23 protein-coding genes and 1 pseudogene are annotated in these 26,952 nt (G+C 63.6%); 9 read left to right on the top strand and 15 right to left on the bottom strand.

All coding sequences use genetic code 11. The features are described 5' to 3' along the window. Positions 1 to 10 precede the first annotated feature (10 nt). The 8 genes from G7077_RS04180 to G7077_RS04145 form a co-directional block, all read right to left on the bottom strand. Positions 11 to 787 carry an enoyl-CoA hydratase gene (locus tag G7077_RS04180; RefSeq protein ID WP_166410614.1) on the bottom strand — a complete coding sequence of 259 codons (777 nt, stop codon included), beginning with the start codon at positions 785 to 787 and terminating at the stop codon, positions 11 to 13. Beyond that, entirely contained in the window at positions 787 to 1,842 is a 1,056-nt protein-coding gene (locus tag G7077_RS04175) for an enoyl-CoA hydratase/isomerase family protein (protein WP_166410613.1), read from the bottom strand. Before G7077_RS04175 ends, G7077_RS04180 begins: the two co-directional genes overlap by 1 nt. Next, positions 1,839 to 2,981 (bottom strand): acyl-CoA dehydrogenase family protein, encoded by a 1,143-nt coding sequence (locus G7077_RS04170; protein WP_166410612.1) that lies wholly within the window; start codon positions 2,979 to 2,981, stop codon positions 1,839 to 1,841. The genes G7077_RS04175 and G7077_RS04170 overlap by 4 nt, the downstream gene beginning before the upstream one ends. Positions 2,982 to 3,024: 43 nt before the next feature. Next, on the bottom strand, positions 3,025 to 3,252 hold the full coding sequence (locus G7077_RS04165; protein WP_166410611.1) for a hypothetical protein: 228 nt from the start codon (positions 3,250 to 3,252) through the stop codon (positions 3,025 to 3,027). After that, positions 3,236 to 3,727, bottom strand: a complete 492-nt coding sequence (locus G7077_RS04160; protein ID WP_166410610.1) for a hypothetical protein — start codon at positions 3,725 to 3,727, stop codon at positions 3,236 to 3,238. The genes G7077_RS04165 and G7077_RS04160 overlap by 17 nt, the downstream gene beginning before the upstream one ends. Positions 3,728 to 3,773: 46 nt before the next feature. Beyond that, the gene (locus G7077_RS04155) at positions 3,774 to 5,294 is read right to left on the bottom strand and encodes a CoA-acylating methylmalonate-semialdehyde dehydrogenase (protein ID WP_246167375.1); all 1,521 of its coding nucleotides are present in this window, start codon (positions 5,292 to 5,294) and stop codon (positions 3,774 to 3,776) included. A 39-nt stretch (positions 5,295 to 5,333) separates the two neighbouring features. Continuing rightward, on the bottom strand, positions 5,334 to 6,116 hold the full coding sequence (locus tag G7077_RS04150) for a hypothetical protein (protein WP_166410609.1): 783 nt from the start codon (positions 6,114 to 6,116) through the stop codon (positions 5,334 to 5,336). A gap of 85 nt (positions 6,117 to 6,201) precedes the next feature. Next, positions 6,202 to 8,208 (bottom strand): M3 family metallopeptidase, encoded by a 2,007-nt coding sequence (locus tag G7077_RS04145; RefSeq protein ID WP_166410608.1) that lies wholly within the window; start codon positions 8,206 to 8,208, stop codon positions 6,202 to 6,204. A gap of 121 nt (positions 8,209 to 8,329) precedes the next feature. On the opposite strand from G7077_RS04145, the gene G7077_RS04140 reads away from it, so the two are divergent. From G7077_RS04140 to G7077_RS04130, 3 genes are read left to right on the top strand one after another with little or no spacing between them, the layout of a single operon-like run. After that, a complete protein-coding gene (locus G7077_RS04140) occupies positions 8,330 to 9,253 on the top strand; it encodes a DMT family transporter (RefSeq protein ID WP_166410607.1) in 924 nt (307 codons plus the stop codon). A gap of 44 nt (positions 9,254 to 9,297) precedes the next feature. Then, positions 9,298 to 11,583: a ribonuclease R family protein gene (locus tag G7077_RS04135; protein WP_166410606.1), complete on the top strand. Its 2,286-nt coding sequence runs from the start codon at positions 9,298 to 9,300 to the stop codon at positions 11,581 to 11,583. A gap of 3 nt (positions 11,584 to 11,586) precedes the next feature. Then, complete coding sequence (locus G7077_RS04130; protein WP_166410605.1) at positions 11,587 to 12,186, top strand: NADPH-dependent FMN reductase; 600 nt, start codon at positions 11,587 to 11,589, stop codon at positions 12,184 to 12,186. Here the strand turns inward: G7077_RS04130 and dcd are convergent. Then, the gene (gene dcd / locus G7077_RS04125; RefSeq protein ID WP_166410604.1) at positions 12,183 to 12,737 is read right to left on the bottom strand and encodes a dCTP deaminase; all 555 of its coding nucleotides are present in this window, start codon (positions 12,735 to 12,737) and stop codon (positions 12,183 to 12,185) included. The two genes, G7077_RS04130 and dcd, sit on opposite strands and share 4 nt — an antisense overlap. 203 nt (positions 12,738 to 12,940) lie before the next feature. Between dcd and G7077_RS04120 the strand changes: the two are divergent. Beyond that, a pseudogene (locus G7077_RS04120) lies at positions 12,941 to 14,433 on the top strand (replicative DNA helicase). On the opposite strand, the gene G7077_RS04115 reads toward G7077_RS04120, so the two are convergent. The 3 genes from G7077_RS04115 to G7077_RS04105 form a co-directional block, all read right to left on the bottom strand. Beyond that, the gene (locus G7077_RS04115; RefSeq protein WP_166410603.1) at positions 14,430 to 14,708 is read right to left on the bottom strand and encodes a hypothetical protein; all 279 of its coding nucleotides are present in this window, start codon (positions 14,706 to 14,708) and stop codon (positions 14,430 to 14,432) included. The pseudogene G7077_RS04120 and the gene G7077_RS04115 overlap by 4 nt on opposite strands. Before the next feature lie 151 nt (positions 14,709 to 14,859). Beyond that, the gene (gene astD / locus G7077_RS04110; protein WP_166410602.1) at positions 14,860 to 16,287 is read right to left on the bottom strand and encodes a succinylglutamate-semialdehyde dehydrogenase; all 1,428 of its coding nucleotides are present in this window, start codon (positions 16,285 to 16,287) and stop codon (positions 14,860 to 14,862) included. Between the two features lie 31 nt (positions 16,288 to 16,318). After that, positions 16,319 to 17,698, bottom strand: a complete 1,380-nt coding sequence (locus G7077_RS04105; RefSeq protein WP_166410601.1) for a protein adenylyltransferase SelO family protein — start codon at positions 17,696 to 17,698, stop codon at positions 16,319 to 16,321. A gap of 177 nt (positions 17,699 to 17,875) precedes the next feature. Here G7077_RS04105 and G7077_RS04100 point away from each other — a divergent pair, with 177 nt between their 5' ends. The 3 genes from G7077_RS04100 to G7077_RS04090 are packed head-to-tail and all read left to right on the top strand — an operon-like array spanning position 17,876 to position 20,468. Next, on the top strand, positions 17,876 to 18,343 hold the full coding sequence (locus G7077_RS04100) for a hypothetical protein (RefSeq protein WP_166410600.1): 468 nt from the start codon (positions 17,876 to 17,878) through the stop codon (positions 18,341 to 18,343). A 2-nt stretch (positions 18,344 to 18,345) separates the two neighbouring features. Next, positions 18,346 to 19,974, top strand: a complete 1,629-nt coding sequence (locus tag G7077_RS04095; protein WP_166410599.1) for an alpha-L-fucosidase — start codon at positions 18,346 to 18,348, stop codon at positions 19,972 to 19,974. A 35-nt stretch (positions 19,975 to 20,009) separates the two neighbouring features. Beyond that, a complete protein-coding gene (locus G7077_RS04090) occupies positions 20,010 to 20,468 on the top strand; it encodes a GlcG/HbpS family heme-binding protein (RefSeq protein WP_166410598.1) in 459 nt (152 codons plus the stop codon). Here G7077_RS04090 and G7077_RS04085 read toward each other — a convergent pair. After that, positions 20,465 to 21,277, bottom strand: a complete 813-nt coding sequence (locus G7077_RS04085) for a S1C family serine protease (RefSeq protein ID WP_166410597.1) — start codon at positions 21,275 to 21,277, stop codon at positions 20,465 to 20,467. The genes G7077_RS04090 and G7077_RS04085 overlap by 4 nt on opposite strands. Before the next feature lie 65 nt (positions 21,278 to 21,342). Further along, entirely contained in the window at positions 21,343 to 22,791 is a 1,449-nt protein-coding gene (locus G7077_RS04080; protein ID WP_206367692.1) for a hypothetical protein, read from the bottom strand. Between the two features lie 119 nt (positions 22,792 to 22,910). Between G7077_RS04080 and G7077_RS04075 the strand changes: the two genes are divergently transcribed. Both G7077_RS04075 and G7077_RS04070 read left to right on the top strand, forming a co-directional pair. Further along, positions 22,911 to 23,315 (top strand): MerR family transcriptional regulator, encoded by a 405-nt coding sequence (locus tag G7077_RS04075; RefSeq protein WP_166410595.1) that lies wholly within the window; start codon positions 22,911 to 22,913, stop codon positions 23,313 to 23,315. A 138-nt stretch (positions 23,316 to 23,453) separates the two neighbouring features. Next, the gene (locus tag G7077_RS04070; RefSeq protein WP_166410594.1) at positions 23,454 to 24,008 is read left to right on the top strand and encodes a hypothetical protein; all 555 of its coding nucleotides are present in this window, start codon (positions 23,454 to 23,456) and stop codon (positions 24,006 to 24,008) included. A gap of 14 nt (positions 24,009 to 24,022) precedes the next feature. Here G7077_RS04070 and G7077_RS04065 read toward each other — a convergent pair whose 3' ends face one another. Continuing rightward, positions 24,023 to 26,938 (bottom strand): glycoside hydrolase family 31 protein, encoded by a 2,916-nt coding sequence (locus G7077_RS04065; RefSeq protein ID WP_246167372.1) that lies wholly within the window; start codon positions 26,936 to 26,938, stop codon positions 24,023 to 24,025. Between the last annotated feature and the right edge of the window lie 14 nt (positions 26,939 to 26,952).

Below are 26,952 nucleotides of genomic sequence, written 5' to 3'. Positions count from 1 at the left end.
AGCTGAACCCCTAGCGGCCGGTCCAGTTGCCAGGACGCTTTTCCACGAACGCCGCCATGCCTTCTTTCTGGTCCTCCGTTCCGAAAAGGCCATGGAACAGGCGGCGTTCGAAGCGAATGCCCTGCTCCAATGGCAACTCTTCGGCGGTGTTGACCATTTCCTTGACCGCGATGGCTGCGAGCGGCGGCATGGCAGCGATCTGTGCGGCGGTCTTAAGCGCTTCCTCCACCAGGTCGGAGGCGGGAACGACCCTGGCGACCAGCCCGGCACGCTCCGCTTCCGCCGCGTCCATCATCCGACCCGTCAGGCACATTTCCATCGCCTTGGACTTGCCGATCGCCGAGGCGAGCCGCTGCGACCCGCCCATTCCCGGCGTCACGCCAAGCTTGATCTCCGGCTGGCCAAATTTGGCGTTATCGCCGGCGATGATGAAGTCCGCCATCATGGCCACTTCGCAGCCTCCGCCCAGCGCATAGCCGGATACGGCCGCAATCCACGGTTTGCGCGTCGCCGTGACCTGCTCCCAGCCGGCGAAGAAGTTGGAAGAGTACATGTCGGCGAAGCCCTGCGCCTGCATCTCCTTGATGTCGGCACCCGCGGCGAATGCCTTTTCTGAGCCGGTCAGGACCAGGCAGCGCTGTGAAGGATCGTCATCGTAGGCAGTGAAGGCGGCAATCAGCTCACTCAGCACCTCGCTGTTGAGCGCATTGAGCGCATGAGGGCGGTTGAGCGTGACCAGGGTCACGGCATCGCGCTGCTCGACCAGGATCGTGTTGTAGTCGGCCATCAGCGGCTCCCTCCGAAAGGCTCCCACTGCTCTTCGACCGGCAGCGGTTTGAACAGGGTGTCGACCATCTCGTCCGTGACCTCCTCGGGCGTGGCTGGTCGCCACTGCGGATCGTTGGTCTTGTCGATCAGGAGCGCGCGGACGCCCTCCACGAAGTCGGGGGTGCGGACGACGTTCGCGGCGAGCGCATATTCCGCCCGCATTTCGTCTTCGAAGCTGGCGCGGTCCGCACCCTCGGCGAGTAGGCGGAGCGATACCTTGCAGGAAAGCGGGCTCTTGCTGCGCAGCGTGATCAGCTCCGTTTCGGCCCAGTCGCTCTGTTCGGCCTCGAGCGCATCAAGAATGTCCTCGAACCGATCGGACGCGAAAGTGCGGGCGATCACCGCAAGGTTTTGCTCGAGCCGCCCGTCGGGAACAGTTCCCGCAAAGGCGCCGATCGCGCCCTTGGCCCGGGTCGGCGTCTTGGCGAGCCGCTCCACCATGTCCTCCAGCGAGGCCTGCTCGACATAATGATTGGCGAAGCCGAGGTAGAGGCATTCGGCGCCGTCCAGCCGAGCGCCTGTCAATGCAATGAACTGGCCCAGCCGGCCCGGCAGCCGCGACAGGTGCCATCCGCCGCCCACGTCCGGGAACAAGCCAATCGCCGTCTCCGGCATGGCGAACCGCGTATTCTCCGTCGCGATCCGATACTCGCAGGGCAGCGAAATGCCGACACCGCCGCCCATCGTGATCCCGTCCATGATGACGATGGTCGGCTTGGGGTAGGTGAACAGCAGGTGGTTGAGCCGGTACTCCGCTTCGAAGAAATCGCGTGCTTCTTGACCGTCGGATGCGCCGCTATTGGCCAGCATGACGACATCGCCGCCGGCGCAGAAGCCGCGGCCCTCCGCATGGTCGATCAACACTGCCTGAACGTTGCCGTCCTCGCGCCAGCCCAGCAGCGCCGCAGACATCGCCTCGCACATCTCGCGGGTAAGCGCGTGAATGGCTCCGGGGCGGTTGAGGCGGATTCGTCCGAGGCTGCCCTGTTGCTCGATGATGATGTCGCTGGTCACTGGCGGGTGAGGTCCCGGCCGACGATCATCCGCATGACCTGGTTGGTGCCTTCGAGGATCGAATGAACCCGAAGGTCGCGCCAGAAGCGCTCGACCGGGTAATCCTGTAGATAGCCGTAGCCGCCGTGCAGCTGCAGCGCCCGGTCCACCACCGAGGACCCCGTATCGGTCGCAAGCCGCTTGGCCATGGCCGCAAACTTGGTCTTGTCGGGCGCGTTGGCCGTGACCTTGGCCGCGGCGACATAAAGGAGCCAGCGCGCAGCCTGGAGCTCCGTCTCCATGTCAGCGAGCGTGAACTGCGTGTTCTGGAAGTCGGCGATGGCGGTGCCGAACTGCTTGCGCTCCTTAGTGTAGCGGATCGCCTCATCGAGGCAGCGCTGGGCGCCGCCAAGCGAACAGGCGCCGATGTTCAGCCGCCCGCCGTCGAGCCCCATCATCGCGATGCGGAAGCCCTCGCCCTCGGCGCCGACACGGTTCCCGACGGGTACCCGAACCTCGTCGAAGTTCACCTGCGCCGTGGGTTGCGAATGCCAGCCGAGCTTTCTCTCCTGCGCGCCGAAGCTGACGCCCGCCATCTCCTTTTCGATGACCAGGCAGGTGATGCCCTTTGGCCCATCCTCGCCGGTGCGAACCATGGTGACGTAGATGTCGTTCTCGCCGCCGCCGGAAATGAACGCCTTCGAACCCGAAACGACATAATGGTCGCCGTCGAGCACGGCACGGGTCTTCAGTGCTGCCGCATCGGAGCCGGACGATGGCTCGGTGAGGCAATAGCTGCCCATCCGCTCCATGGTGATCATGGAAGGCAGGTACTTCTGCTTGAGCTCGTCCGCACCGAAGCGGTCGATCATCCAAGCCGCCATGTTGTGGATGGAGATGAAAGCGCTGGTGGACGGGCAGCCGTAGGCCATCGCCTCCATGATCAGCGCGGACTCGAGGCGCCCAAGGCCGATCCCACCGCTTTCCTCGCTGACATAGATGGCTCCGAAGCCGAGCTCCGCTGCCTCACGGATCGTGTCACGTGGGAAGATGTGCTTCTCGTCCCACTCGGCGGCGAACGGCGTGATTGCGTCGGCCGTGAACCGTTGGGCCATCTCCTGGATTTGGAGTTGGTCGTCGGTCAGTTCGAACTGGTGCATGGCCTCGCTCTAGCTTGGCGAAGCGGCCGGTTCCACCCCCGGCTTAGAAGCCGTTCTCCGGCTCGCCGTCGTTGGTGTCGTCGACACCGTTGGCGAGATCGTCAGAGGGTGTGGCGACGCTCTCGTCGGGCGGCAGGGTGTCGATATCGACTTGCGCACCGGCATTCACCTGGGCGCCTGCGCTGCCGTTCTGTTGATCGACCTCGGCGCGACACCCGGGCAGTACGGCCGCGCCGATCAGGAGAAGGGTGATGCTAGCTGCATTTCGCATAGGTATAGCTCGCCATCGGACTGCTGGTGGTTCTCACCAACCTTGTACGCTGAAGTTGCAGCGTCTCAAAGCTGGTCCAGGTCTGACCCTCGCCGTTGAAGCGATAGTCTGCCGAAAAGCTGTTATCGCTACCGTTGAGGTTGCCGACCGGGACCGCCCGGGATTCATAGAAGCGAAGCTCACCGGCAGTGATCACCAAAAGGCCCTTTGCATCCCCGCGAGTCGAGGTGCAGTCCTGCGGTGTCATTCCCCAGCGGCCGTGCAGGAACGCCGGGATGGTCGTCACCGCCGTCGCTTCCGTTTCATTGCCACCGGCCGGCTTCGCTTTGGCGGGCGGGGGGCTTCCGTCAGGGGTGGCCGGCGGGGGTCCCGGCGCGGTCGCATTCACGGTCAGGGGAACGTCGGCAGTGTTGGCTTCGCGCGCTACCGGATCGGGGCCGCCGCATGCCGCCACGGCAAGCAGAGGCGGTAACATAAGTAATCTCATGTCGGCTCAACTGCCGCGGCGGCGAACTGGTTTCCTATCCCATGGTTGGAATGACGAAGGCGTTCTCGCCCGTCACGCTGCCGTCCGGCCAGCGCTGGGTGACCACCTTGGTCTTGGTCCAGAAGCGCAGGCCCTCCTGACCATATTGTCCGATGTCGCCGAAGCCGGAGCGCTTCCAGCCGCCGAAGCTGTGGTAGGACACGGGCACCGGGATCGGCACATTGACTCCAACCATCCCGACATTGACCCGGCTGACGAATTCGCGCGCGGCGTGGCCGTTGCGCGTGAAGATGGCGACGCCGTTGCCATAGTCGTGCTCTGAGGGCAGCCGCACCGCTTCCTCGAAGTCGGCGGCGCGGACCATCTGCAGCACCGGGCCGAAGATCTCTTCCCGGTAGGAACGGAAACTCGGCTTCACATGGTCGAAGAAGGTCGGGCCGACGAAGAAGCCTTCCTCGTTGCCCTGGAGCGAAAAGCCGCGGCCATCGACGACCAGCTCGCCGCCCTCGTCGACGCACATCTGGATGTAGCTTTCGATTCGCTCCTTGTGCGCCTTGCTGACGACCGGACCATAGTGGGCATCGGGATCGCTGGAGACGCCGACGCGGAGCTGCTCGATCGCGGGAATCAGCTTCTCGCGGAGCCGCTCCGCTGTTTCATTGCCGACTGGCACTACAACAGGCAGGGCCATGCATCGTTCGCCAGCCGAGCCGAAGGCCGCGCCGGTGAGATCGTTGACCACCTGGTCGAGGTCGGCGTCGGGCATGACGATGCCGTGGTTCTTGGCGCCGCCGAAGGCCTGCACGCGTTTCCCGTTCGCCGTGCCGCGCGAGTAGATATATTGCGCGATGTCTGACGAGCCGACGAAGCTTACCGCCGCGATGTCGGGGTGGTCGAGGATGGCATGCACCATCTCCTTGTCGCCGTGAACGACGTTGAGGATGCCGCCGGGCAGGCCCGCTTCCTTCATCAGCTCGGCAAGGCGTACCGGCACGCTGGGGTCGCGCTCGCTCGGCTTGAGGATGAAGGCGTTGCCGCAGGCGATCGCCATGCCGAACATCCACATCGGGATCATGGCCGGGAAGTTGAACGGGGTAATGCCGGCGCCGATCCCGAGCGGCTGCCGCATCGAATAAACGTCGATGCCCGGGCCGGCGCCCTGCGTATATTCGCCCTTGAGCGCCTGCGGGATTCCGCACGCATATTCGATCACCTCCAGGCCGCGCTGAATGTCGCCGCGTGAGTCCGCCAGCACCTTGCCATGCTCGGACGAAAGCAATGCGGCGAGGTCGTCCATGTTGGCCTCGATCAGCTCCTTGTAGCGGAACATGACCCGCGCCCGTTTCTGCGGATTGGTGGCCGCCCAGGCCGGCTGGGCCTTGCGGGCGGCAGCTACGGCACGGTCGAGATCAAGGGCCGTGCCCAGCCGCACCCGCGCCTGCACGGCGCCTTGGTTGGGATCGAAAACGTCACTGGTCCGATCGCCGGCGGCGTGAGCCCCGCCGGCAATGAAATGGTCGATGTCGCGGAGCATGAAGGCACCCTCAAAAATCATGTGATTTCGTTATGAGGGCGGCTCTAGACCTCTGCCATGTCACTGACCAGTGGCGCAGTCCCGGTAGTGAGCCCGCGTGAGTTTATCCCAATCTTCCTGGCCGCCCGGATCCTCTTTCACCAGCCTTAGCCGAAAATCCCGATATTCCTGGTGATTGGGGATGCTGAGCAGGGCATCGATGATGAAGCCCTTTTCCGCGTGCGCCCACAATGTCCCGGCGGCGGGTTGGGGGCCTTCGACCCGCAAGGCGAAGCGTTTGGAGCGGAGACCATTGTGCGTCTCGAACCGTTCCAAGCGGCCAATCAAAATGCCCAGGTCGCGGAATCCAAAGCCCGTCGTGGTAGGCCAGAGAACGGGAAGGGCGTAACGGAAGCTGTTGCGCCGTCGATCGAGCTGAAGTGAAGCGTTCAAGTCAGCAAAATCGAAGTCATAGATGACGAACGGCCGAAGCCTTGGACGAAAGCGGTCGGTCAGCCTTGGCACGCCTGGTGGGTTGAGTGACATTTCTAGCTGGCCATCGGGCTTCAACTCCAGCGTACCGAAGGCCGCCTGGGAGCCGTCCCTAGCAACCTTACCTGCCACATAGCGGCCAGCCTCCCGACTGTTCGCCATATGGGCTGTCACATAGGCTGCGGTCGTGCAGCGTTCCCGCGCCTTGTAGACTGCAATGTCCATCGGCGTGGGCCGGAACTGCACGACTGTCTCAGCCTCGGTCCCGTCCTGGTTGGACCGGACGTAATGCAAGATCGATGGCTTAAAACGATCCTCCGTCGTGCCGCAGCCAGCCAGGAGGATCGTCAGTGCAAGCGCAAGCCGGTGCATCGACAAACCCTAGGTGTATTACTCGCGTAACACAACCGGGCTCATGCGCCGGCACTCTCGACATTAGAAAGGACCTGCCGCAGGTCTACTGATCCTTCTCCATCTTAGCGCGGTAGGCGTCGAGGCTAATCGGACGGCCCAGGAAGCTCTGGACCAGTTCGGCCGACGGGCGCGACCCGCCAGGCGCGAGCACCAGCTCACGATATTGCCGGGCGGTTTCGGCGTCCCGCAGACCCTTCTGCTCGAACCTGGTGAACAGATCGTCCGCGATTACCTTCGACCAATTGTAGGTGTAGTAAGCCGCGCCGTAGCCGGAACTGCCGAGGTGGCCGAAGCTCGCCTGCATCTGGCTTTCGGGTGCCATCGGAATCAGCGCGTACTTGGCATCCGCGGCTCGCGCGGCAGCGCCAAGGTCGGCCGGAATGGTACCGAGATTGTACTGGAGCGCGATGTTGGACAGGCCGATCTGGCGCATGTCGCCAATGCCTTCGTCGAAGAAGCGCGCGCGGTTCATCTGGTCGACCAGCTCCCGCGGGATCACCTTGCCATCGGCGTCGACGGCAAAGGTCTTCAGCGTGTCGTAGTCGTAAACCCAATTCTCCAGCATCTGGGAGGGCGCCTCCACGAAGTCCCACTCGTTGGCGACTCCGGACTGATAGCTCCACTTCTGCTTCTGGCTTCCGAAGATGTGGTGCAGCAGGTGGCCATATTCATGAAGGAAGGTGACGACATCGTCATGTTCCATCAGGCCGGTGTCGTGCCCGCCCGCCGGGAGGTTCATCACCAGCGCTCCCATCGGCACGGACCCGGGCTGACGGCCGCTTCGCAGTGCAATCTGGTTGGCATGGTTGTACTTGCCGGGGCGCGGGTGGGAGTCGAGGTAGAAGCGGCCGATCAGCTTGCCGTTCTCATACATCTCGTACGGCTCGACCAGCTTGTCCCACACCGGCGTATTCCACGGCCGAATTTCGACCCCGAACATCTCGCGGGTCAGCCTCAGGATGCCGTCGCGGACATTGTCGTAGGCGAAATACTTCCGGGCTTCCTGACGGTCGTAGCCGTAGGATTGTTTCTGGACGAGCTGGCTGAGATAGCCGCTGTCCCAAGGATTGATTTTCGCCGCACCGGGCTGGAGCTGCTGGAGCATGGCCTGCTTCTTGGCGAGGTCGCGAAGCGCCGCCGGGCGTGCCGCGGCGGCCTGTTCGTCCATGAACGCTTGTACGTTCTCCGGTGTGTTGAGCATCCGGTTCTCAAGCGTCAGCGCCGCATAGTTCTTTCGGCCAAGCAGGGCGACCAGCTCGTTGCGCTTCGCAAGCAGATTGCGGAACACGGCGTCGTTCTCGGGGTAGGCCCGCTGATTGAACTCGATGTACATCCGGCGCCGGAGATCGCCGTTCTTGGCGTAGGTCATGACCGGGATGTAGTCGGTGTAGTCGGTCGACAGGCTCACCTTGCCGTCAGCGCCTGGCTTGTGAGCGGCGATGAAGTCCGCGGGCAGCCCGTCCAGTTCGGCCGGAACGGCACTGACGGTGCGCCGCCCCTTGGCGATGTTGGCGGCGAATTGCGCCTCGAGCGACGAAATCTCGTCCGAAATCTTCTGCGCCTTTGCGCGACCTGCCTCGTCAAGTGCGACACCGGATCGTTCGAAGTCGCCGAGCGCCCGAGCTAGATAGAAGCGGGTCTGGGCATCCTGTGCGTCGGCGTCGATCGCCTTCAACCGGTCGTAGATGGGGCGGGACAGGCCGATCTTGGTTCCTTCGGCGCTCAGCCGGACCTCGCACTCCTGACCCGCCTTACGCGCTTCATCACTCGTTGCGACCTCGCGGAACAAGGTTGCCTCGCCGGATGCAGCGCCAAGAATGTCGTAGATATGGTCATAAGCGCGAAGGGCAGCGATGCCCTTGGGGCCGGCGGTGCCCTCCAGCACTTTCCGCTCGGCGCCGATGGCGTTCACGAACAGGTTGCATCGCTGGGTGATCGCAGCGGCGCTTGGCGAGCCGGTCAGCACGGGTGGGATTTTCACCGCCGCAGCGCTGGCATTGGTCGTGATCAGAGTCGAGCCCAAGAGGGCGGAAGCAAGAAGGGTTCGCATCCAAAAATGTCCCAAGAGGTTGATCCCAAACGGCTATATCAGTTGCTCAAGATGAACAATCCGCCGTGATACGACCCGCCGGATTGCTTCGTGGCGGCGCTCCTTCCAATGAGCACCGACGATGACGTTCGATACCGACAGACCGGCGAAACAGAGGCCGCTGGCTGCGATCGGCCTGCGGCTGATCACGGCGATTCTGCTGGCGCTGATGTTTGCCATGGTAAAGCTCGCCTCGACGCGCGGCGTGAACCTTGTCGAGACTTTGTTCTACCGGCAGCTTGGGTCGGCGGTGTGCGCGACTGCGCTGGTGGCGGGCGGTGCAGGCTTTGCGTCGCTAAGGACGAAACGGGTCGGGGCGCATGTGCTGCGCATGGGCCTTGGAATGACATCGATGGCGCTGAACTTCCTCGCCATGATCATGCTTCCGCTTGCCGACGCGACCGCCATCGGCTTTTCGGTGCCGATCTTCTCCACGCTTCTGGCGGCGCTGACCCTCGGCGAAGCGACCGGCCGATGGCGATGGGGTGCGGTTCTGGCGGGGTTCGTGGGCGTGCTGTTGATCATCCAACCGGGGCGGAGCGTCGTCCCGCTCGGCGGTTCGGTTGCCGTCGCCGGGGCGCTGCTGACGGCCTCCGTCACCATCATGATCCGGCGGCTCGGCGCGACCGAGCGAGCCGCGACCACCGTCTTCTGGTTCGCCATCAGCTCGCTCGTGCCGATGGGATTGCTGATGCTGTGGTTTGCTGAGCCGCATGACAACGGCACCTGGGCCGTGCTGCTGGCGATGGCCCTGACCGGTGGGCTTGCCCAGCTCACACTGACCGCATCGCTGCGCCTTGCGCCCGTCGCGCTGGTAATGCCGATGGATTATACCAGCCTGCTGTGGGCGACCTTGCTTGGTGTGTGGCTGTTTGCGGAACTTCCGACCCACTCGACCTGGCTCGGCGCACCGGTGATCATCGGCAGCGGCCTCGTCATCCTGTGGCGCGAGCATCGGCGTGCCCGGCGAAGCGCCTCCGAGGTCGGCATGGCGGAAGCGGAATGAGCCCGCACTTGCAACTTTGCCGAGGATAGGGACGTAGGGAGTGAATGGCCCGCAAGACTTCCAACGGACTTCCCTCCCGCAAGCAGATCCTCGACTTTATCGCCTCGTCCGACCAACCGGCGGGCAAGCGCGAGATTGCGCGGGCGTTCGGCCTGTCCGGACATGACAAGATCATGCTCAAGGCGCTGCTGAAGGACATGGCGGACGAGGGGCTGATCGACAGCTCTCCCGGCCGCGCCTTTCATAAGTCGGGCGGCGTACCGAAAGTGACGGTTCTGCGCATCGCCGATGTCGATGACGGCGGCAACGTCTGGGGGGTGCCCGAAAACTGGCAGGCCGAGGGGCCGCCGCCCAAACTTCGGCTGGTCGAGCGCGGGCGCCGATCGGCACTGGGCATCGGCGATCGCGCGCTGTGCCGGACGGAGGAGGCAGGCAGAGGGCTCATCGCGCACCCGATGAAGAAGCTCGTGAAGACGGCGGAGTTGGTGCTCGGCGTCGTTCGGCAGGAGGGGGAGCGCTTCTGGTTGTCGCCGGTCGAGAAAAAGGAGCGGCGCGAGCTTCCGATCATCGACCTGAAGGAAGCCGGGGCCGGCGACCTCGTCCTGTGCGAAGTGTCGGGTCGACCACCCCGGGTGAGCGCCCGCGTCGATGCCGTACTTGGCGACCCGTTCGCCCCGCGCAGCTTCAGCCTCATCGCCATCCACAAGCACGGCCTTCGCCACGAATTCCGGCAGGAGGCGATCGACGAAGCGCACCGCGTATCGAAGCAGCCGCTTGGCGAGCGCGAGGACCTGACCCACCTGCCGATCGTCGCGATCGATCCGGCTGACGCGCGCGACCATGATGACGCTATCTGGGCGGCCGCGGATGATGACCCGGACAACGTCGGCGGGTGGATGGCGATCGTCGCCATTGCCGATGTAAGCTATTACGTGCGGCCGGGTTCTGAGCTCGACCGCGAGGCGCGTGCGCGCGGCAACAGCGTCTATTTTCCCGACCGTGTCGTGCCGATGCTGCCCGAGGGATTGTCTGCCGACATCTGCTCCCTCAAGGAAGGGCAGGCGCGAGCCGCGCTCGCCTGCCATCTGAAGATTGGGAAGGATGGAAGCCTTAAGGCCTGGCGGTTCTCACGTGCGAAAATTTGTGTTGTCGCAAACATTGCCTATGAAGATGCGCAGGCGGCGATCGATGCGGCGGGTGAAGACCGCGTCGATGTCTCGTCCCCGACGTGCGCCATGCCGCCGATCGAGGGCCGCGTTCCGAAGGACCTGGTCGATACGGCGCTGAAGCCGCTGTGGGCCTGCTGGCGCGCGCTGATCGCCGCCCGCAACAAGCGCGAACCGCTGGAGCTCGATATTCCAGAGCGCCGCGTGATGCTGGACGAGAAAGGCCGCATCACGTCCATCGCTCCGCGAGAGCGGCTCGACGCCCACAAGCTGGTCGAGGATTACATGATCGCCGCCAACGTCGCGGCTGCCCGTGCCCTGGAGGCGAAGAAGGCGCCGGTTATGTACCGCGTCCACGAAGCGCCAGGTCGCGAAAAGCTCGTCGCCCTGAAGGATTATCTCGCTACCTTCGACCTCGAATTCGCGCTCGGTCAGGTGATCAAGCCGGCCACATTCAACCGGATCATCGAACGGATCGGCGACAGTGAGGCGCGCGTCGAGATCATGGAGCAACTTCTCCGCACCCAGATGCAGGCTCGGTACGGGCCGGAGCGGCTCGGACACTTCGGCCTCGCGCTCCCAACCTATGCCCACTTCACATCTCCCATTCGCCGCTATGCCGACCTGCTCGTCCATCGCGGACTGGTGACCGCCTATCGGCTCGGCGACGGTGGTCTCCCGCCGGGCGAGGAGGAGAAGTTCGACGAGATTGGCGAGCATATCTCCATGCTCGAACGGCGGGCGATGGAGGCGGAGCGCGACACGATCGACCGCTATGTCGCTGCTTTCCTCGCCGATCGCACCGGCCAGCTCGTCGAATGCCGGATCACCGGTGTTCAGCCGTTCGGCTTCTTCGCGACGGTGGAAGGTCTCGGCGGCGACGGGCTCGTGCTCGCTCAGACGCTTGGCCAGGAATATTTCCGCTATGATGAGGCGGCGCGGCAGCTGGTTGGTGAAGACAGCGGTGAGACCTACCGCGTTGGACAAAAATTGACGCTTCGGCTGGCGGAAGCGAACCCGGTCAGCGGGTCGCTGCGTTTCGAACTTCCGGAAGGCTCATACGGTGGTCCGCCCAGACGCAACGACCGGATGCGCCCGGGGCAGCAACGGCGTGGCCGGCCAGCCAACATCCGTCATCAGGGCGGCAAGCGCAGAAAAGGGTAATCAATGGCCAGTCACAGCATCGCGATCATCGTCGGCTCCATCCGGGAAGGATCGTTGAACAGGAAGGTGGCGCGCATGATGTGCGGCGCCGTGCCGGACTTCGACTGCCGCATCATCGAAATCGCCGACCTGCCGCTCTACGACCCCGATCTGGACAAGGAGACGCCCGAACCTTGGGCGCGCTTCCGGCGGGAGGTGGCCGGGGTTGATGGCGTCCTGTTCGTCACGCCCGAATACAACCGCTCCATCCCCGCCGCCTTGAAGAACGCAATCGACGTCGGGTCGCGTCCCTATGGCAAAAGCGTTTTCGCCAAAAAGCCGGCGGCGATCGTCACCGCCTCGCCGGGCGCGCTCGGCGGCTTCGGCGCCAATCACCATCTGCGGCAATGTTGCGTCTTCCTCGACATGCCGGTCATGCAGCAGCCCGAGGCTTATCTGGGACATATCTCCGACGACAAGTTCGGCGACGACGGACAGGTCACCGACGAGGGCCTGTCGAAGTTGCTTCACTCGCTTGGTCATGCATTTGCCGACTGGGTGAAGTTGATCCGTGCGGGCCGCGAGGCGCTCGCACCGGATGCGGCCGGCAGTAGCGGCAGCTAGAGCCGGGGCAGGGTCACCCCGCGCTGCCCCATATATTTGCCGGCGCGGTCGGCGTAGCTGATCTCGCACGGCTCATTGCCTTGCAGGAAGAGAAATTGGCACGCGCCCTCGTTGGCGTAGATCTTCGCGGGCAAGGGCGTTGTGTTGGAAAATTCCAGCGTCACATGGCCCTCCCAGCCGGGCTCCAGCGGAGTGACATTCACGATGATGCCGCACCTGGCGTACGTGCTTTTCCCCAGGCAGATCACCAGCACGTCGCGAGGTACCCGGAAATATTCGACGGTGCGGGCCAGCGCGAAGCTGTTGGGCGGAATGATGCAGACGTCCGTCTTGCGATCGACGAAGCTGTTGGACGCGAAATCCTTGGGGTCGACCGTGGCCGAGTCGACGTTGGTGAAGATCTTGAAGTCGTCCGCGACGCGGGCGTCGTAGCCGTAGCTCGACAGACCGTAGGAGATGCAGCCTTCGCGCCGCTGAGCCTCAACGAACGGCTCGATCATCCCATGGTTCTGGGCCTGCTCGCGAATCCAACGGTCGGAAAGGATGCTCATGCACTTCGCGTAACTTGCAAGTGCCGGACCGGCAATTCGGGTGAGCCGAAAGCTTCACAGGACCGGCGGTTTTCTGTGGAAGGAGACTTCGGCGACAAACGGCGGTTCGACAGGCCGGCGGACCAACTTAGCCCCAGAATTTTCCACAGGCGGCCCGATCCATTTGCTGGAGCGTCGGCGCGGCTTGTCGTACAGATCGGGTCATGGCCGAAATCCTCCGTCACCCCGGTGCTCCCGAAGCACCTGAAGCACCGACTCTCCCGCACAATATCGAGGCGGAGGCCGCGCTGCTTGGGGCCTTGATGATCGATAATCGGCTGGCCGAAGATGTTCAGACGCGTCTTCGATCCGAGCATTTCTTCGAGCCCTGCACGGCCGCATCTACGACGCCATCCTGCGGCTGACCGATCGCAACATGATCGCCAACCCGGTCACGCTGCGGCCCTTGTTCGACAGCGACGAGGCAATGAAGGAGGTCGGCGGGCCAGCCTACCTTGCGCAGCTGACTGGCTCGGGCGCGGCGATCATCGGTGCCCGCGATTTCGCCCAGCAGATCTACGATCTCGCTCTGTTGCGCGCACTTGTTGCCGTGGGCCGCGGACTGGTCGAGGGCGCGCTCGATACAAGCGAGGAGGTGGCGCCGCTCAGCCAGATCGAGCGCGCGGAGAGCGAACTCTACAAGGTCGCGGAAGAGGGCGGGGCCGAGGGCAAGGCAAAGTCCTTCGGCGAGGCGACCAAGATCGCGCTCGAAACCGCCGAGAAGGCGTTGAACTCGGGCGGGCACCTCAGCGGCCTCACCACTGGCCTGGATTCGCTCAATACCAAGATCGGCGGCATGCACCGTTCCGACTTGATGATTCTCGCGGGCCGTCCCGGCATGGGCAAGACCTCGCTTGCGACGAACATCGCCTTCTCGACCGCGCAGCGTTTCATGCGCGACATGGAAGACGGGATCGAGCCCGCCAAGTCCGCCGGTGCGCCGACGGCCTTCTTCAGCCTCGAAATGTCGGCCGACCAGCTTGCGACCCGCGTCCTTGCCGAGCAGTCCGGCATCAGCTCCGAGGCGCTCCGCATGGGCAAGATTAGCCAGCACGAGTTCCGCAATCTTGCGCGCGCATCGGCCGAATTGCAGAGCCTGCCACTTTACATCGACGACACGCCCGGCCTGACCATCGCCGGGCTGCGCGCTCGTGCCCGGCGGCTCAAGCGCCAGAAGGGGATCGGCTTCATCGTCGTCGATTATCTCCAGTTGCTCCAGGGCTCGGGCAAGAACAGCAACGACAATCGGGTGAACGAAATTTCCGAGATCAGCCGCGGCCTTAAGACGTTGGCGAAGGAGCTGGATTGCCCGGTGCTGGCGTTGTCGCAGCTCAGCCGCGCCGTCGAACAGCGCGAGGACAAGCGACCGCAGCTGTCAGACCTTCGTGAATCGGGCTCGATCGAGCAGGACGCCGACATGGTCTGGTTCGTCTATCGCGCCGACTACTACCTCGCCGCCAAGCAGCCGGCCGACGATCATCCGGACTTCGCTGCCTGGCAGGAAGAGATGCAGCGCGTGTACGGCGATGCCGAAGTGATCGTCGCCAAACAGCGTCACGGTGCTACGGGCAAGGTCCGAATGAAGTTCGACGCGCGCATCACCAAGTTCAGCGATGCCGTCGACGAGGGCTATATGCCCGAAATACGCGGCGGCTAGGTGGGGGGCGCGGCCCGCCCCTCACCGGGCGGGCCGCGATCATGTTCGTTATCGACTTCCCAATTCGACATCATTCGCTGTTGCGCCTTGCGGAAGTGCCGGTCGAGCAGCCGGTTCAGCATGAACAGCTTTAGGAGAAGCGAGGGCTTGTTCGGGCCGGTTCCCACCTCTTCACCGCGCGACCAACGATCGCGGGCGGAGGCAATGTCTTCGCCGTCACCGAGCAACGCCTGAACCTCATTTGTCAGCCGCCGAGCCTCCGCGATCCTGGCCATCGCAACGTGGCTATCGACTACGCCTTCCTCGACCCGCTTCAGCAGCTCGCATCGGTACTTCCGGCAGGCCTCGGGCCGAAGATCATAGATTGAACAGCATCCGCTGCGGGCACCCAGATGCTGTAGCCCAAAGCAATCGCCGCCGATACGTTCAGTCTTCCAGCAGGTTAGGGTCCCGCAGCCCCTCGCCGATCGCGGCACGTGCGACCTCCGCCTCGCTTGTCGTGACCGGGTAAGCGCAATAATCGGCAGCATAGAAGGCACTGGGGCGGTGATTGCCCGACAGCCCAACTCCACCGAAAGGCGCTGTCGACGGTGCGCCGTTGGTAGGCTTGTTCCAGTTGATGACGCCGGCCCGTACTTCGGTCCAGAAGTGGTCGAATTGAGCGGGTGAGCCGCCGATGAGGCTTGCCGCGAGGCCGTAGCGGGTGTTGTTCGCTTCGGCGATCGCCGAGTCGAAGTCCTTGACCCGAATGACCTGAAGCACGGGGCCGAACATCTCCTCGTCGACACGATCTTTGACGTCCGTGACGTCGATCAGCGCCGGCGTGAGGTAAGGCCGTTCCTCGTAGGGACGATCGAGGCGGTTGAGCGCGTTGCCCCCCTTCATCATCAGGTCGAGCCACTGAGCCTGCAGATGGTCGGCCGCGGCCAGGTCGATCACCGGCCCCATGAAAGGCTGCGGGTCAGCGAACGGATGATCGACGATGATCCGGCCCATCAGTTGCTGGATGGCGTCGATCAAAGGCTGATGCTTGCCGTCTTCGACGATTAGTCGCCGAGCCGCGGTGCAGCGCTGCCCCGCGGACAGAAAGGCAGATTGAACCGCGATCGTTGCCGCGGTCTCTACATCTTTCGCGCGCCACACGACCAGCGGGTTGTTGCCGCCAAGCTCAAGGGCGAGGATCTTGTGGGGCGTTTCCGCAAATTGCTTGTGAAGGGCCATGCCGGCGCGGGCTGAGCCGGTGAACAACAGGCCGTCGATCCCTGCCTGTCCTGCCAAGGCACGGCCTTCCTCCGGTCCGCCTACCAGCAGTCTCAACACACCCTCGGGAATGCCTGCCTCGTGGAAACATCGGACGAGGAACTCGCCTGTCCCGGGCGTCTTCTCCGACGGTTTGAAGACGACGGCATTGCCGGCGATCAGCGCCGGAACGATGTGGCCGTTCGGCAGATGCGCCGGGAAGTTGTAGGGTCCAAGCACCGCCAGCACGCCATGCGGCTTGTGCCGGACGCCGACCTTGTTGCCGAGCGCTGCCTCAAGCTTCCGCTGGGGAGTGCGCTCGGCATAAGCATTGACGGATATATCGACCTTGTTGATGACGGCGGCGACCTCCGTCCTGGCTTCCCAGAACGGCTTGCCGGTCTCGTTGGAGATGAGTTCGGCAAACTCTGCTTCGCGAGCACGGACGACATTGGCGAAGCGGCGTACGGCCTCAATCCGGTAAGACACGGACTGCCGCGACCAATCGGGAAAAGCAGCGCGGGCGGCGCCCACCTCCGCCTCAGCATCGCCGGTGTCGCCGCGCCAGACCTCTTCCCCGGTCGCTGGGTTGGTGGAGATCAGCGAAGCCGGCATGGCTTCTCCCCACCACGCGCCATCGGCAAGGTCAAGCGGCGCCCTCGGCCATCGCCTCGCCCATCCGGCGAACAGCCGCGACCTTCGACTCGAACCGAGACCAATCGTCACTGTCGGCGATGTCCGACCAGATCGCCTCGACCTCGTCGATGTGCATGGAGCAGGGTTGTTCGTCACCCCAATATGGATGGCCGCACTCCGTGGCACGTCCTTCCAGCGCCGCTGCAAGTGCTCGGAACGCGTCGCCTCCATAAGCGGCCGTTCCGGGATCGCGGCCGCCCCGCCAGTCGAAGAAGAGACGATCGATCTGCACGTCTCGGGTTTCCAGCGCTCTGATCAGTGTCGCGGTAAGCTTGCGGTCGTCCTCCGGCCGGCTCGGAGCAACGCCAAGCCGGCGAAGCATGGCGCCAACGAGTGCCTTCTCGAAGCGGCCCGCCCAGCCTTCGACGATCTCGGCAATTACCTTGCCGTCGGCGACAAGCGTCAGACATCCCGCAAGCTGTGCGACATTCCATTGGATCGCCTCGGGCTGGCGCCCGAAGGCATAGAGGCCATATTGGTCGAAGTAAGCGGCGGTGAATGTCGCATCCCAATCGGGCGTGAACCGCCACGGGCCGTAATCGAAACTCTCACCCGTCACATTGATATTGTCGGTGTTGAGGACGCCGTGGACGAACCCCGCGGCAAGATAGGAAGCTGCCAGGGCAGCGGTAGCCTCCGAAACCAGTTGCAGCAGCCGCAAGGCATTAGCGTCGGCCTCTTCGCTCAACGGCTCACCAAAAAGATGCTCGAGACAGTAGCGCACGAGCCGATCGATATTCTCCCTCTCCTCGAAGTAGGCGAGCCGCTGAAAGGTGCCGATCCGGATATGGCTGTGACTGAGACGGGTGAGCACCGCCGAGCGGGTCGGCGAGGGCTCATCGCCGCGGTGCAATTGCTCGCCCGTCTCGAACACCACGAAGGTCTTGGACGTGTTTACGCCCAAGGCCTCGAGCATTTCGGTTGCCAGCACCTCCCGAACGGCGCCTTTCAATGTCAGTCTTCCGTCGCCGAAGCGGCTGTACGGCGTAGTCCCGGACCCCTTCGTGGCGAGATCGAGCAGCCTGCCGGCATCATCGCGAAGCTGGGCGAACAGGAAGCCGCGACCGTCGCCGATGTCCGGATTATAGGATCGGAACTGGTGGCCATGGTAGCGGAGGGCAAGCGGTTCCGGCAAATTGTCGGGCAAAGGCTCAAAGAGCCAGAAGTGGCGCGCACGGGCGGAATCCTCGTCAAGTGCGATACCAATGCGTTGCGACCATCGCTTGTTGAAAAAGCGCTGCTTGGCCTCCGGAAAGCGGGCCGGTTCAACAGGGTCGAAGAAGTCGTTGCCAAGGGAGAGGATGCGCGGGTCGGGACGATAATCAGCCATGTTCATGAGTAAAGGATGGGGTCGGCTGCTTGTTCCCCGACCCGCCCTTTGTTCCCAAAGCCATTCTGCCGGTGAACATTTGACGCACCTGCGTTTCGCACTTGCACAATCTTTGTTGCGGTGCGATATAAGTCTCTGCCTTTCAGGCATCCTCTCCAAGGAAACCTCGGCCGGGCCATGTGCCCGGCCTTTTTTGTGCCCATTGCGCCTGCGATGGGCGCCGCTACACCTGTTGCCATGATCATGTTCCTCGTGGCTGCCGTGGCCATACTCGCCCCTGGGGCGGACGACGCAACTCTGATGAAGAACGACGACCAGGCGGTCCAACGTGGCTTCACGCAAGTTCGCCGCACGATCCCGGCCGGCTTTCAGGGCGACTTTCGCAACAGCCTGGAGGAATGCGCGCTCACCACTCCGGTAAGCCTGCGGGTAGCGGCGACGCGCCTGAGCCTACCCGAGGCGGATGCCGACGTGTTGACCGTCCGTGTCGAAGCGCCACGCAAGCTGGTGGTGAGCAGCATCTACGAAAGCAGCACGGAAATATGGGAGCGGACTGAGACATTGTTACTCAGTCGAGACGGCAAGCGACTGGCGATCGTGTCCCCGACAGGGTCTTCGACTCGCGTGCGCTGTCCGGCGAAGTAAGGATGCGGATAAACCGGCGCCAGGCATTGATCGGCGGCCTTGCGGCTGGTGCCGGGTCGGCTGCTGCGGTCGGGCAGAATACGGAGTTAAGCTGGGAGAGCCTTGCCTCCACCTACCAAGCTCCCGACTGGTTCCGCGACGCGAAGTTCGGCATCTGGGCGCACTGGGGGCCGCAATGTCAGCCGGAGCGGGGCGACTGGTACGGCCGGTTGATGTACATTCAGGGCCGGCAATCGTGGCAACAGGGTGAAACCGCCTACGAACATCATCTTGGCACCTACGGGCACCCCAGCAAGACCGGCTTTCTCGACATCATCGGCCAGTGGAAGGCCGAGAATTGGGATCCTGCCTACCTTCTGAAGCGATACCAGAGGACCGGCGCCCGTTACTTCATGGCGATGGCCAACCATCACGACAATTTGGATCTGTTCGATAGCGCACACCATGATTGGAACAGCGTTCGGGTCGGGCCCAAGCGGGACATTATCGGCACCTGGGAAAAGCTCGTTCGCCAGACCAGCCTCAAGTTCGCGGTGTCCAATCATAGCAGCCACGCCTGGCACTGGTGGCAGACCGCTTATGGCTATGACGCCGAAGGGCCGATGCGCGGCCGACGCTATGATGCCTACTGGCGCCGCAAGCATCACGGGCGCGGAACCTTCTGGGAAGGCCTCGATCCCCAGGATCTCTACACCGGACCGACCTATGTACCGCCTGCAGGGATCACCTCCGCGGAGGCCATGACAAAGTGGCACGATGCGCGGGACGGGCAGTGGGTCGAAGATGTCCCGCCCGGCCGGCAGGCGTTCGCGGACAAATGGCTGCTGCGGCAAATGGACCTTGTCGAGAAGTACCGTCCCGACATGGTCTATTTCGACGACCATCAAATCCCGTTCGGGCGCGTCGGCCTTCAGGCCGTGCAGCACTTCTACCGCAAGAGCATGGAATGGCGGGGCGACATGGGCGTGGTCACCGCCAAGCGCCTGACCGAGATCCAGACGCGCGGGATTGTCCAGGACGTCGAGCGCGGATTCGTCGCCGGCATCATGCCGCAGCCGTGGCAAACCGACACTTGCATCGGCAATTGGCACTACGACCGTCCGCTTTACGAACGCGGCGGTTACAAGAGCGCGAAGGACGTGGTGCAGCGGCTCGCGGACGTAGTGTCGAAGAACGGCAATCTGATGCTTAACATTCCCGTGCGCGGAGACGGCAGCATCGACGAGAAGGAAGAAGCGATCCTCGATCAGATTGCGGCGTGGAATGCCCGTAACGGCGAGGCGATCTTCGGCACGCGGCCGTGGCACACCTTCGGCGAAGGCCCAACCAAGCCGCCGCTTGGCCATATGGCCGAAGGAGAGGCAAAGCCGTTCACCGCCGAAGACGTGCGGTTCACGGTCAAAGGCGATGTTCTGTACGCCATCTTTCTGGATTGGTCTCAAAGTATGTCCGCGCTGGCCTCCCTCGGCAAGGCGGCGCTAGGCGGCCGCGAGATCGAGCGGGTCGACCTACTCGGAGGACCGCAACTTCGTTTTGCACAGGAAGCGGACGCACTGCGGCTGCAGCTGCCACCGACCGACAAAGGCGGTTTCGTCCCTGCTATCCGACTTCGGGGACGTGGTCTCGTTTGAGTTGCTAAGAGCGAACTGAGGATGGGGAGGGCAAGATGAAGAAATGGATCGGAACACTACTGATGATCGCTTCGGCGCCGGCATCGGCGCAGACGCTTCGGCCGGTGCTGAGTTATGGCACGGCGGCGAAGATGCGCGACGCCTGTCTAGCCTTTGCGGCGGAGCGGAAGATGAACGTTTCCATCGCGGTGCATGACGAGGCCGGCCGGTTGCTAGCGTTTGCCAAGATGGACGACGCATCCACGGCTGTTTCCGATATAGCCATGTTGAAGAGTCGGTCCGCCGCGACCTATCGCTACGCCGGTACTGAGACCGCGAAGTGGAACGCGCCGACATTGCCGGGCATCGCGAGCTTCGGCGGAGGGGTTCCGGCGTTTGCCGCCGACGGAAAGGCGCTGGGCGGCATCGGAGTGTCCGGCGCGAAAACGGAGGATGACATCGCCTGTGCCGAGGCAGGAGTCCGCGCAGTGGGCCTGCGGACGACCCGTCCCTAGCGGGCCTGCCGTTCAGCCTGTTCCAATATCTGCCGGACGATGTTCGAAGGAATGGCAAAGCCGATTCCGACGTTGCCCTGATTGGGGCTGATCAGCGCGGAGTTGATTCCGATTACCTCGCCGCGTGAGTTGATCAGCGGGCCACCCGAGTTGCCCGGGTTGATCGGCGCGTCCGTCTGGATGAAGCGTCGGCTGTCGCCCTCGGCGAGGGCGCGATTGGTGGCGCTGATGATTCCGGCGGTGACGGTTTGGCCGAGGTTGAACGGATTGCCGATCGCCACCGCATAATCGCCGACCGTCACCTTGGAACTGTCCCCAAGCGGCAATGCGGGAAGATTGCGCGGCTCGACCCGAAGCACAGCAATGTCGAGTTGCGGCGCAGCACCGAGCAGTTGCGCGGGATAGCTTTTGCCATTGTTAAGGCCGACTTCGACGGCCTGCGCATTCTGGATGACGTGGAAATTGGTAATGACCAGCCCGCGCGCGCTGTCGACGATCACGCCTGACCCCGCCGACAGCGCCGGTTGCAGGGCGGAGTCCGGCACCCCCATGTAGCGACGGAAGAATGGATCACGCAGAAGAGGGTTCTGAGCCGCGGGCGAAGGCTGAAGCACCGCGATGTTGACGACCGCCGGTGATGTCTTGCGGATCAGGGCGGGAAGGGCAACGCCCTTTTCATCGTCAACGATGGGCGGTGCTGTGGAAGCGGCCGCTTGCTCGTCGCTGGTACCAAGCGGGACAATCCGCGCGACCACACCGCCGGCGAGCGCCGACGCGAACAACGCAACAACCAGCCCGAACCCTCTCATCAATCCGCCTCCGCGCTCAAGTGCGGCACCATATCGTTGCTCTGGCACCGAAGTTGAAGAGAAGCCTATTCTACCCGCAGACGAATGAACGCCATGGTGCCCATTGGATTACGGGAGCCATAGTCCTCCTCCAGCGCGCGCGGCACGAAGTTCAGGGCCAGGAGCCCGCCGGCGCCGACCGAAATATGTTCGGAGATGCGGAAGTCCCGCACGGCACCGACCGACACCTTACCCACGCGGTAAGCGGGGCCATGGTCGCCCGCGACCTCGATCAATTCGCGGTTCTCAGTCAGCTCGCCGCGGCTGAACAGGGTCCAGTCGTTCTTCTTCAGCGAAGCTTCCGCGACGACCGCATCGTCGCGAAATACGTGATCATGCTCGGCGATCGTCTTGCGGCCCCAGGCCAGGGTGCTCGCCAACTTCCAGCCGCTACCGATACCCTTGGCGTAGAGCGCGCTAGCCGACCAGCGCCTCTGGTCAACTCCTGGCTCCAATTGCTCTGGCGACCGGAACTTGCCCCAGCTGCCCTGCAGCGACAGGCTGTTCGTCGGGTTCCACGATAGCCGTGCAGCGGTCGAGTCCAGCGGCCCCGTCTCGATGTTCCAGCGATGCTGGTCCGGCTCGCGCGCGTTGAAGCGGCTGACCTCCAGTTTCACCCGGTTTGTGACGACTCCTAGGGTAAGTACGCCAAAGGTTATGTGCGTGGAATCGAGCCAATGGTGACTGATCGGCGCTTCAGGCGAGTCCATGATCGCCTCGCGGTGCATGAACGCCGGCGGGCCGAATGCCGGCTCGCCCGGCAGGCCTCCGTACAGGAACATGCTGCTGGTCGGCCCGATGTTGCGTGACAGGGATGCGGAGAGCTCCATGAAGAAATCGTGCGGGTGCTGGCGGTCGACCAGATGCTCAAGCCCGTCCGCCGTTTCCCCGCTTGCAAGCAGCAGCGGATAGCCGCGCTTGCCCATCAGCGGATCGGGACTGACCATCGCCCGGAACTGAAGCGTGCCGTTCCCGACCGGGCGCTGTGCCATGCCCATCAGCATGCCCGATGCGAACGCCTTGTCGTCGCCCCGGTCGCGACCCTGGTGATCGGTGACGAGATTAAGAACTCCGTGGCCCATCAGCATCCAGTCGCCGCGGTGGCCCATCAGGCCGTGGTGCTCCGACGTGTCCGGCTGCCAAGCGGTACCCGAAGACTCGCGTTGCATCGGGTAAGGGCCAAGCGCACCAGTCATCATCGGCATGTCGCCATGGCCCGTGCGCATGTCATGACCGCTATGATCCGTAATCGGCGCGTGGTCCGAGGGCTCTTCGGGCGTGCCCGCGGCCTCGTGTACTCGATGCTGAGCATGCGGGTCGGGCGTCGTTTGTGTCAGACCAGGCGTGACATCCGGGTGCGGCGCTGCTGGTGCATGACCCATCGCTTCGTGGTCCATGGCGCCGTGATCCACCGACTGGGCGAGCGCGGGACTGGCAGCGGAGGCGAGGGCAAAGCCCAGGATACGAGAAAGCACGGACAAACTCCCTAATGGCCGGCCCTGGAGCCAATGGCCATCCACTCGGCCATGGCGGTCATTGCCAGATTCTTGATCAATCCTTGTGAACTGGCCGGAACCCCTATACGTCCTGTACCATGGTACAGAGTCAAGAGCGGCATTCGCTCACAATCGGCAAGCTCGCGGCCGCTGGCGGGGTGGGTGTGGAGACCATCCGTTTCTACCAGCGGCGCGGCCTGCTGCCGCAGCCAACGCGTGACGGCGGGATCCGGCGCTACGGCCATGAGGAGGTACGGCGGCTGCGCTTCATCCGGCAGGCGCAGGCGGCAGGCTTCACCCTCGAGCAGATCCGCGAATTGCTGGAACTGGACGCGGGCAGCGACCGTGCCCGTGCCCACCAGCTTGCCAGCGAGCGGATTGCAGCGCTGGACGAGCGGATCGCCGAGCTTCAGGCGGTGCGGAATTCCTTGAAGCGTCTTGCCCACGAGTGCGGCAACGGTGCGCCGGGACCTTGTCCGATCCTGAATTCCTTCCAACTTTAGAATTCGCTCCCTTGCGCCCGTCGTTGCCTATGGGGAGCATAGGAAATCACGTCCATTTCGAGTTGAAGTGCCGCAGTTCTCAACGCTGCGTTAACCGATTTGATCGATGGTCTGCCCTTAGCGGGAAGGTCACGAATCATGCGGTGGGACAATCGGTTGACGGAGGATGCCAGTGTGCTGGGCGACGCCGCTCAGGCGCCGATCTTCTCCGTCGTGATGGCGCAATGCTACCCTTACCTGCTGGGCGACCTGAGCGTGCTTCGCCGGCTGTTCGAGGACCTTCATCAGGATCTTGCGGCTGTTCCCGAGACCGCGGCCCGTCATCCTGAGGCGCTGGACAAGCTGAGCGCGGCGGCAGCGATGGCCGACGGCCTACGGCACCTGAGTCCCTCGCGAAACGAACTTGTCACTCGCTTGCGCTCTATCCTTCAACAACTGAATGGCATTGAAGAGGATCTGTCGTCGTCGATGGAGACGATCGAACGTCATGCCTTCAAGCTGCAGCACGTCGATTTCGCCACCCAGTTGCTGACATCCGTCATCGTCAGCGCAGCCTTGGGCGAGGCTCTGGACCCGCTTACCGCCGCGCGCCTTCGCAATCTTCGGGACTGCTGCAGGCAGGCGCTGGGCGGCGCCGCTTTTCCCGCACAACAGGTGGTGACATTCCCGCGGCCCGAACGTCGCTGCGCCTGAAGCTGCCTTGAGCCTTAGCGCAACGTCAAGGTGACCGGCTGACCGGTGTAGGTGACACTCCTGTCAGCTCGCCCGTCCAGAGCGAAGGGTCGCGCGGTTCCAGGCCGATACAACCGGATGCCAATGCGTCGGGTGCCCTGCATTCCGACATATTTGCCCTCCCGAGCCCCGATGGTCAGCGTTTTGGTCGCTTCGTTCCAGCTGACCGGTATGCGGGAATAGGCGCCGTTCAGATATTGCCGACTGGTGCCGTCATCCTCGTAGAGCGAAAAGCTGCCGTTCGCACCGGTGTAGACGTTGAGCGTGAGCGAGCCGTCGCTGCGCTCGGCCGTGCTCTGCAGCGCCGGGCCGGTCGGGACGATGGAGCCAGCCCGGACGAACACGGGCATGCGCTCGAACGGAGCGGCGGCGGTTATGGTCCGGCCGCCGCCTTGGTAGCGTCCCGTGTTGAATTCGTACCAGTTGGAGCCCTCGGGTAGGTAGACCGAGCGGCTGCGGGCGCCGAAGCTGGTCACCGGAGCGACCATGAAGGCTGGACCAAACAGATATTGGTCCTTCACGTCCCAGCCCTTGCGATCGGCCGGGAAGTCCATCGCCAGGCCCCGCATGATAGTTGCGTCCTTGTGGAATGTTTCGGCGCCCAGCGTATAGATGTAAGGCATCAGGCGGTAACGAAGCTTGTCGTAATATTCCATTGCCCGGTACATGGCGGAGCCCTTGGGCGCGATCTCGTAGATCTCGCGCTTTGGCGCTTCGCCGTGGCTTCGGAACAGGGGCGAGAAGGCACCGAACTGGAACCAGCGCATGTTGAGCTCGCGCCACTCGGGCAGATGCTGTCGCTCGCCCTTCTCGTAGCGGCTTTCGAGAGCGAAGCCGCCGATGTCGGTGGTCCAATTGGGAATCCCCGACATGGACAGGTTCACACCGGCGGAGATCTGATCCTTGAGGTCGTCCCAGCGGGACACGACGTCGCCGGACCACAAGGCGGCGCTGGAGCGCTGGATCCCGGCAAAGCCCGATCGCGTCAGGATGAAGGGTCGGACGTCGGGTTTGTACTCGACCAGGTTGCGCGCGAAATTGTCGACGTGCACCAGGGGATAGGTGTTGAACAGGGCCGCTGCCGGGCCTGCCGCGAACGGACCCATGCGGCGGATGCGCTCGTCGATCGACAGGTTGGAGTGAAAGTCGGGCTCGTCGCTGTCGAGCCACCAGGCGTCGAAGCCTTTGCTGGCGATGCCGTCGCGCACCTGCCGCCAGAAGATGTCCGCCGCTCGCTTGTTGTACGGATCGTAGAAACCGCTGCGATAGCCCGGGCCAACCCAGTCGCGGTAACTGGCCTTAATATATTCCGGGGTGGTCGGCTCGCTTGGCGAGGGCGTATCCATACCGCGCAGCATGCCGCCGACCGCGTCCAGTTCCTTGAAATTCTCGGTATTCTCGTAGAGCTTGGCCCAGACCGAGATCATGATGCGGCCGCCCGCCGCGTGCACGTCTCGGACCATCTTGTCGGGATCGGGGAAGCGCTTCGCGTCGAAGCATTGGCAGCCCCACTGGTCCTCGGGCCAGTAGAACCAGTCCTGGACGATATTGTCGAGCGGCAGCCCGCGCTTGCGATACTCCGCCACCACGCCGGTCACCTCGGCCTGCGTGTTGTAGCGTTGGCGGCTTTGCCAAAAGCCGTAGGCCCACTTGGGCATCATCGCCGATTTACCGGTCAGCTGCCGGTAGCCGGAGATGACTCCGTCCAGGTTGCCGGCGCCGACATAGTAGTAATCGATCGCCTTGCCGGCTTCGGAGGCGAAGCTGATCGAGCGCCGGTCGGGCTCGGGCAGGGGATCGTTGTGGAGCAGGGCGATATAGCCTGCATTCGGCTCCCACTCGATGCGCAGGTCCACCGGCTTGCCCGCGGTCATCGGCAGGTCCAAGTTGTGGTACCAGGGGTTCCAGTTTTGGCGCCAGCGGTTGAGCACCTCTTTGCCGTCGGCGAACACCTTCACATAGCTGGATGAGTAGAGGCGGAAGCGGTTGAGACCGGTCATGCCTGGGGTCAGCTTGCCGGTCCAGATCACCCGCTGCGTCTGCACCGCATTGCCGGCAGTGTTCTGGCCGGTGGTGGCGGTGACCGTCTGCGCCTTGGCTTCCGCCGGCCACTTCAGCTGGTCGTCGATGTACTGATAATCGACCGTGGCTTCGTTCCGCTTGGCGGCAAGCCGGTCGCCGAGGAAATATTGCGCGGTGAAGCCGGGATTGCCGCCCTCGTCGGTGACGCGGAGGCTGGTCTTGCCTTCGCCGACGAAGCTATAGGCCTTGGGATTGCCGAAGCGGGTGATCGAATAATTGTCCCACAATATGCCGTAGTTGCGGGTCGACACCAGGAAGGGGACGGCGATGTCCATATTGTGCTGGGCGAGTTCGACATCCTCGCCATTATAGTTCATCTGCCCGTTCTGGTGCTGGCCAAGCCCGAACAGGCCTTCGTCGGTGTTGCGGTTGAACTGCTGGCGGGTGGCGACAAACGGCTTGCCGTCCAGGGTGACGGGCGCGAAGCTGCCGGGGCCGGTCTCCTCAAGGTCGACCTCGCCATTGGCGTCGGTGAAGCGGACATTGCCATCCCTAAAGCGCACGGACGCGCTGACCAGCGGGGTGGCCACCACCACTTCGCCGTTACGCTCGATGACGGTGAAGCCGCTGGTCACCGGCTGCTTGTTGACGACGAGGCTGGGCGGCAGATTGAAGCTGCCGTCCGGAGTGCCGGTGACGCGGATGAGCCGGTCGCCGTAGACCATCAGGCGCACCGCTCTTTCCGGGCCGGCGTCAGGCGTGACGATCACGCCATTGTCGATCTTGCGGTAACCGCCGGCGGCCAGGGCGGCGCTGCTGGCACCCACAAGCAAAGTGGCGCCGAGCAGGCGCGCGGAAGTGGCGATCACGGTCTTTCTCCCAA

The sequence above is a fragment of the Sphingomonas piscis genome (assembly GCF_011300455.1).
In the GTDB taxonomy this organism is placed as follows: domain Bacteria; phylum Pseudomonadota; class Alphaproteobacteria; order Sphingomonadales; family Sphingomonadaceae; genus Sphingomicrobium; species Sphingomicrobium piscis.
This window is presented reverse-complemented; position numbering and strand designations above follow the sequence as displayed.

Bases quoted from the DNA above. Each gene is read 5' to 3' on its own strand.
- G7077_RS04100 (WP_166410600.1), top strand. From the start codon at position 17,876: ATGTGCCCGGCCTTTTTTGTGCCCATTGCGCCTGCGATGGGCGCCGCT.
- G7077_RS04150 (WP_166410609.1), bottom strand. From the start codon at position 6,116: ATGCACCGGCTTGCGCTTGCACTGACGATCCTCCTGGCTGGCTGCGGC.
- G7077_RS04115 (WP_166410603.1), bottom strand. From the start codon at position 14,708: ATGGCCAGGATCGCGGAGGCTCGGCGGCTGACAAATGAGGTTCAGGCG.
- G7077_RS04135 (WP_166410606.1), top strand. From the start codon at position 9,298: ATGGCCCGCAAGACTTCCAACGGACTTCCCTCCCGCAAGCAGATCCTC.
- G7077_RS04165 (WP_166410611.1), bottom strand. From the start codon at position 3,252: ATGCGAAATGCAGCTAGCATCACCCTTCTCCTGATCGGCGCGGCCGTA.
- G7077_RS04085 (WP_166410597.1), bottom strand. From the start codon at position 21,277: ATGAGAGGGTTCGGGCTGGTTGTTGCGTTGTTCGCGTCGGCGCTCGCC.
- dcd (WP_166410604.1), bottom strand. From the start codon at position 12,737: ATGAGCATCCTTTCCGACCGTTGGATTCGCGAGCAGGCCCAGAACCAT.
- G7077_RS04160 (WP_166410610.1), bottom strand. From the start codon at position 3,727: ATGTTACCGCCTCTGCTTGCCGTGGCGGCATGCGGCGGCCCCGATCCG.
- G7077_RS04090 (WP_166410598.1), top strand. From the start codon at position 20,010: ATGAAGAAATGGATCGGAACACTACTGATGATCGCTTCGGCGCCGGCA.
- G7077_RS04095 (WP_166410599.1), top strand. From the start codon at position 18,346: ATGCGGATAAACCGGCGCCAGGCATTGATCGGCGGCCTTGCGGCTGGT.
- astD (WP_166410602.1), bottom strand. From the start codon at position 16,287: ATGCCGGCTTCGCTGATCTCCACCAACCCAGCGACCGGGGAAGAGGTC.
- G7077_RS04155 (WP_246167375.1), bottom strand. From the start codon at position 5,294: ATGATTTTTGAGGGTGCCTTCATGCTCCGCGACATCGACCATTTCATT.
- G7077_RS04140 (WP_166410607.1), top strand. From the start codon at position 8,330: ATGACGTTCGATACCGACAGACCGGCGAAACAGAGGCCGCTGGCTGCG.
- G7077_RS04075 (WP_166410595.1), top strand. From the start codon at position 22,911: ATGGTACAGAGTCAAGAGCGGCATTCGCTCACAATCGGCAAGCTCGCG.
- G7077_RS04105 (WP_166410601.1), bottom strand. From the start codon at position 17,698: ATGGCTGATTATCGTCCCGACCCGCGCATCCTCTCCCTTGGCAACGAC.
- G7077_RS04130 (WP_166410605.1), top strand. From the start codon at position 11,587: ATGGCCAGTCACAGCATCGCGATCATCGTCGGCTCCATCCGGGAAGGA.
- G7077_RS04170 (WP_166410612.1), bottom strand. From the start codon at position 2,981: ATGCACCAGTTCGAACTGACCGACGACCAACTCCAAATCCAGGAGATG.
- G7077_RS04070 (WP_166410594.1), top strand. From the start codon at position 23,454: ATGCGGTGGGACAATCGGTTGACGGAGGATGCCAGTGTGCTGGGCGAC.
- G7077_RS04145 (WP_166410608.1), bottom strand. From the start codon at position 8,208: ATGCGAACCCTTCTTGCTTCCGCCCTCTTGGGCTCGACTCTGATCACG.
- G7077_RS04180 (WP_166410614.1), bottom strand. From the start codon at position 787: ATGGCCGACTACAACACGATCCTGGTCGAGCAGCGCGATGCCGTGACC.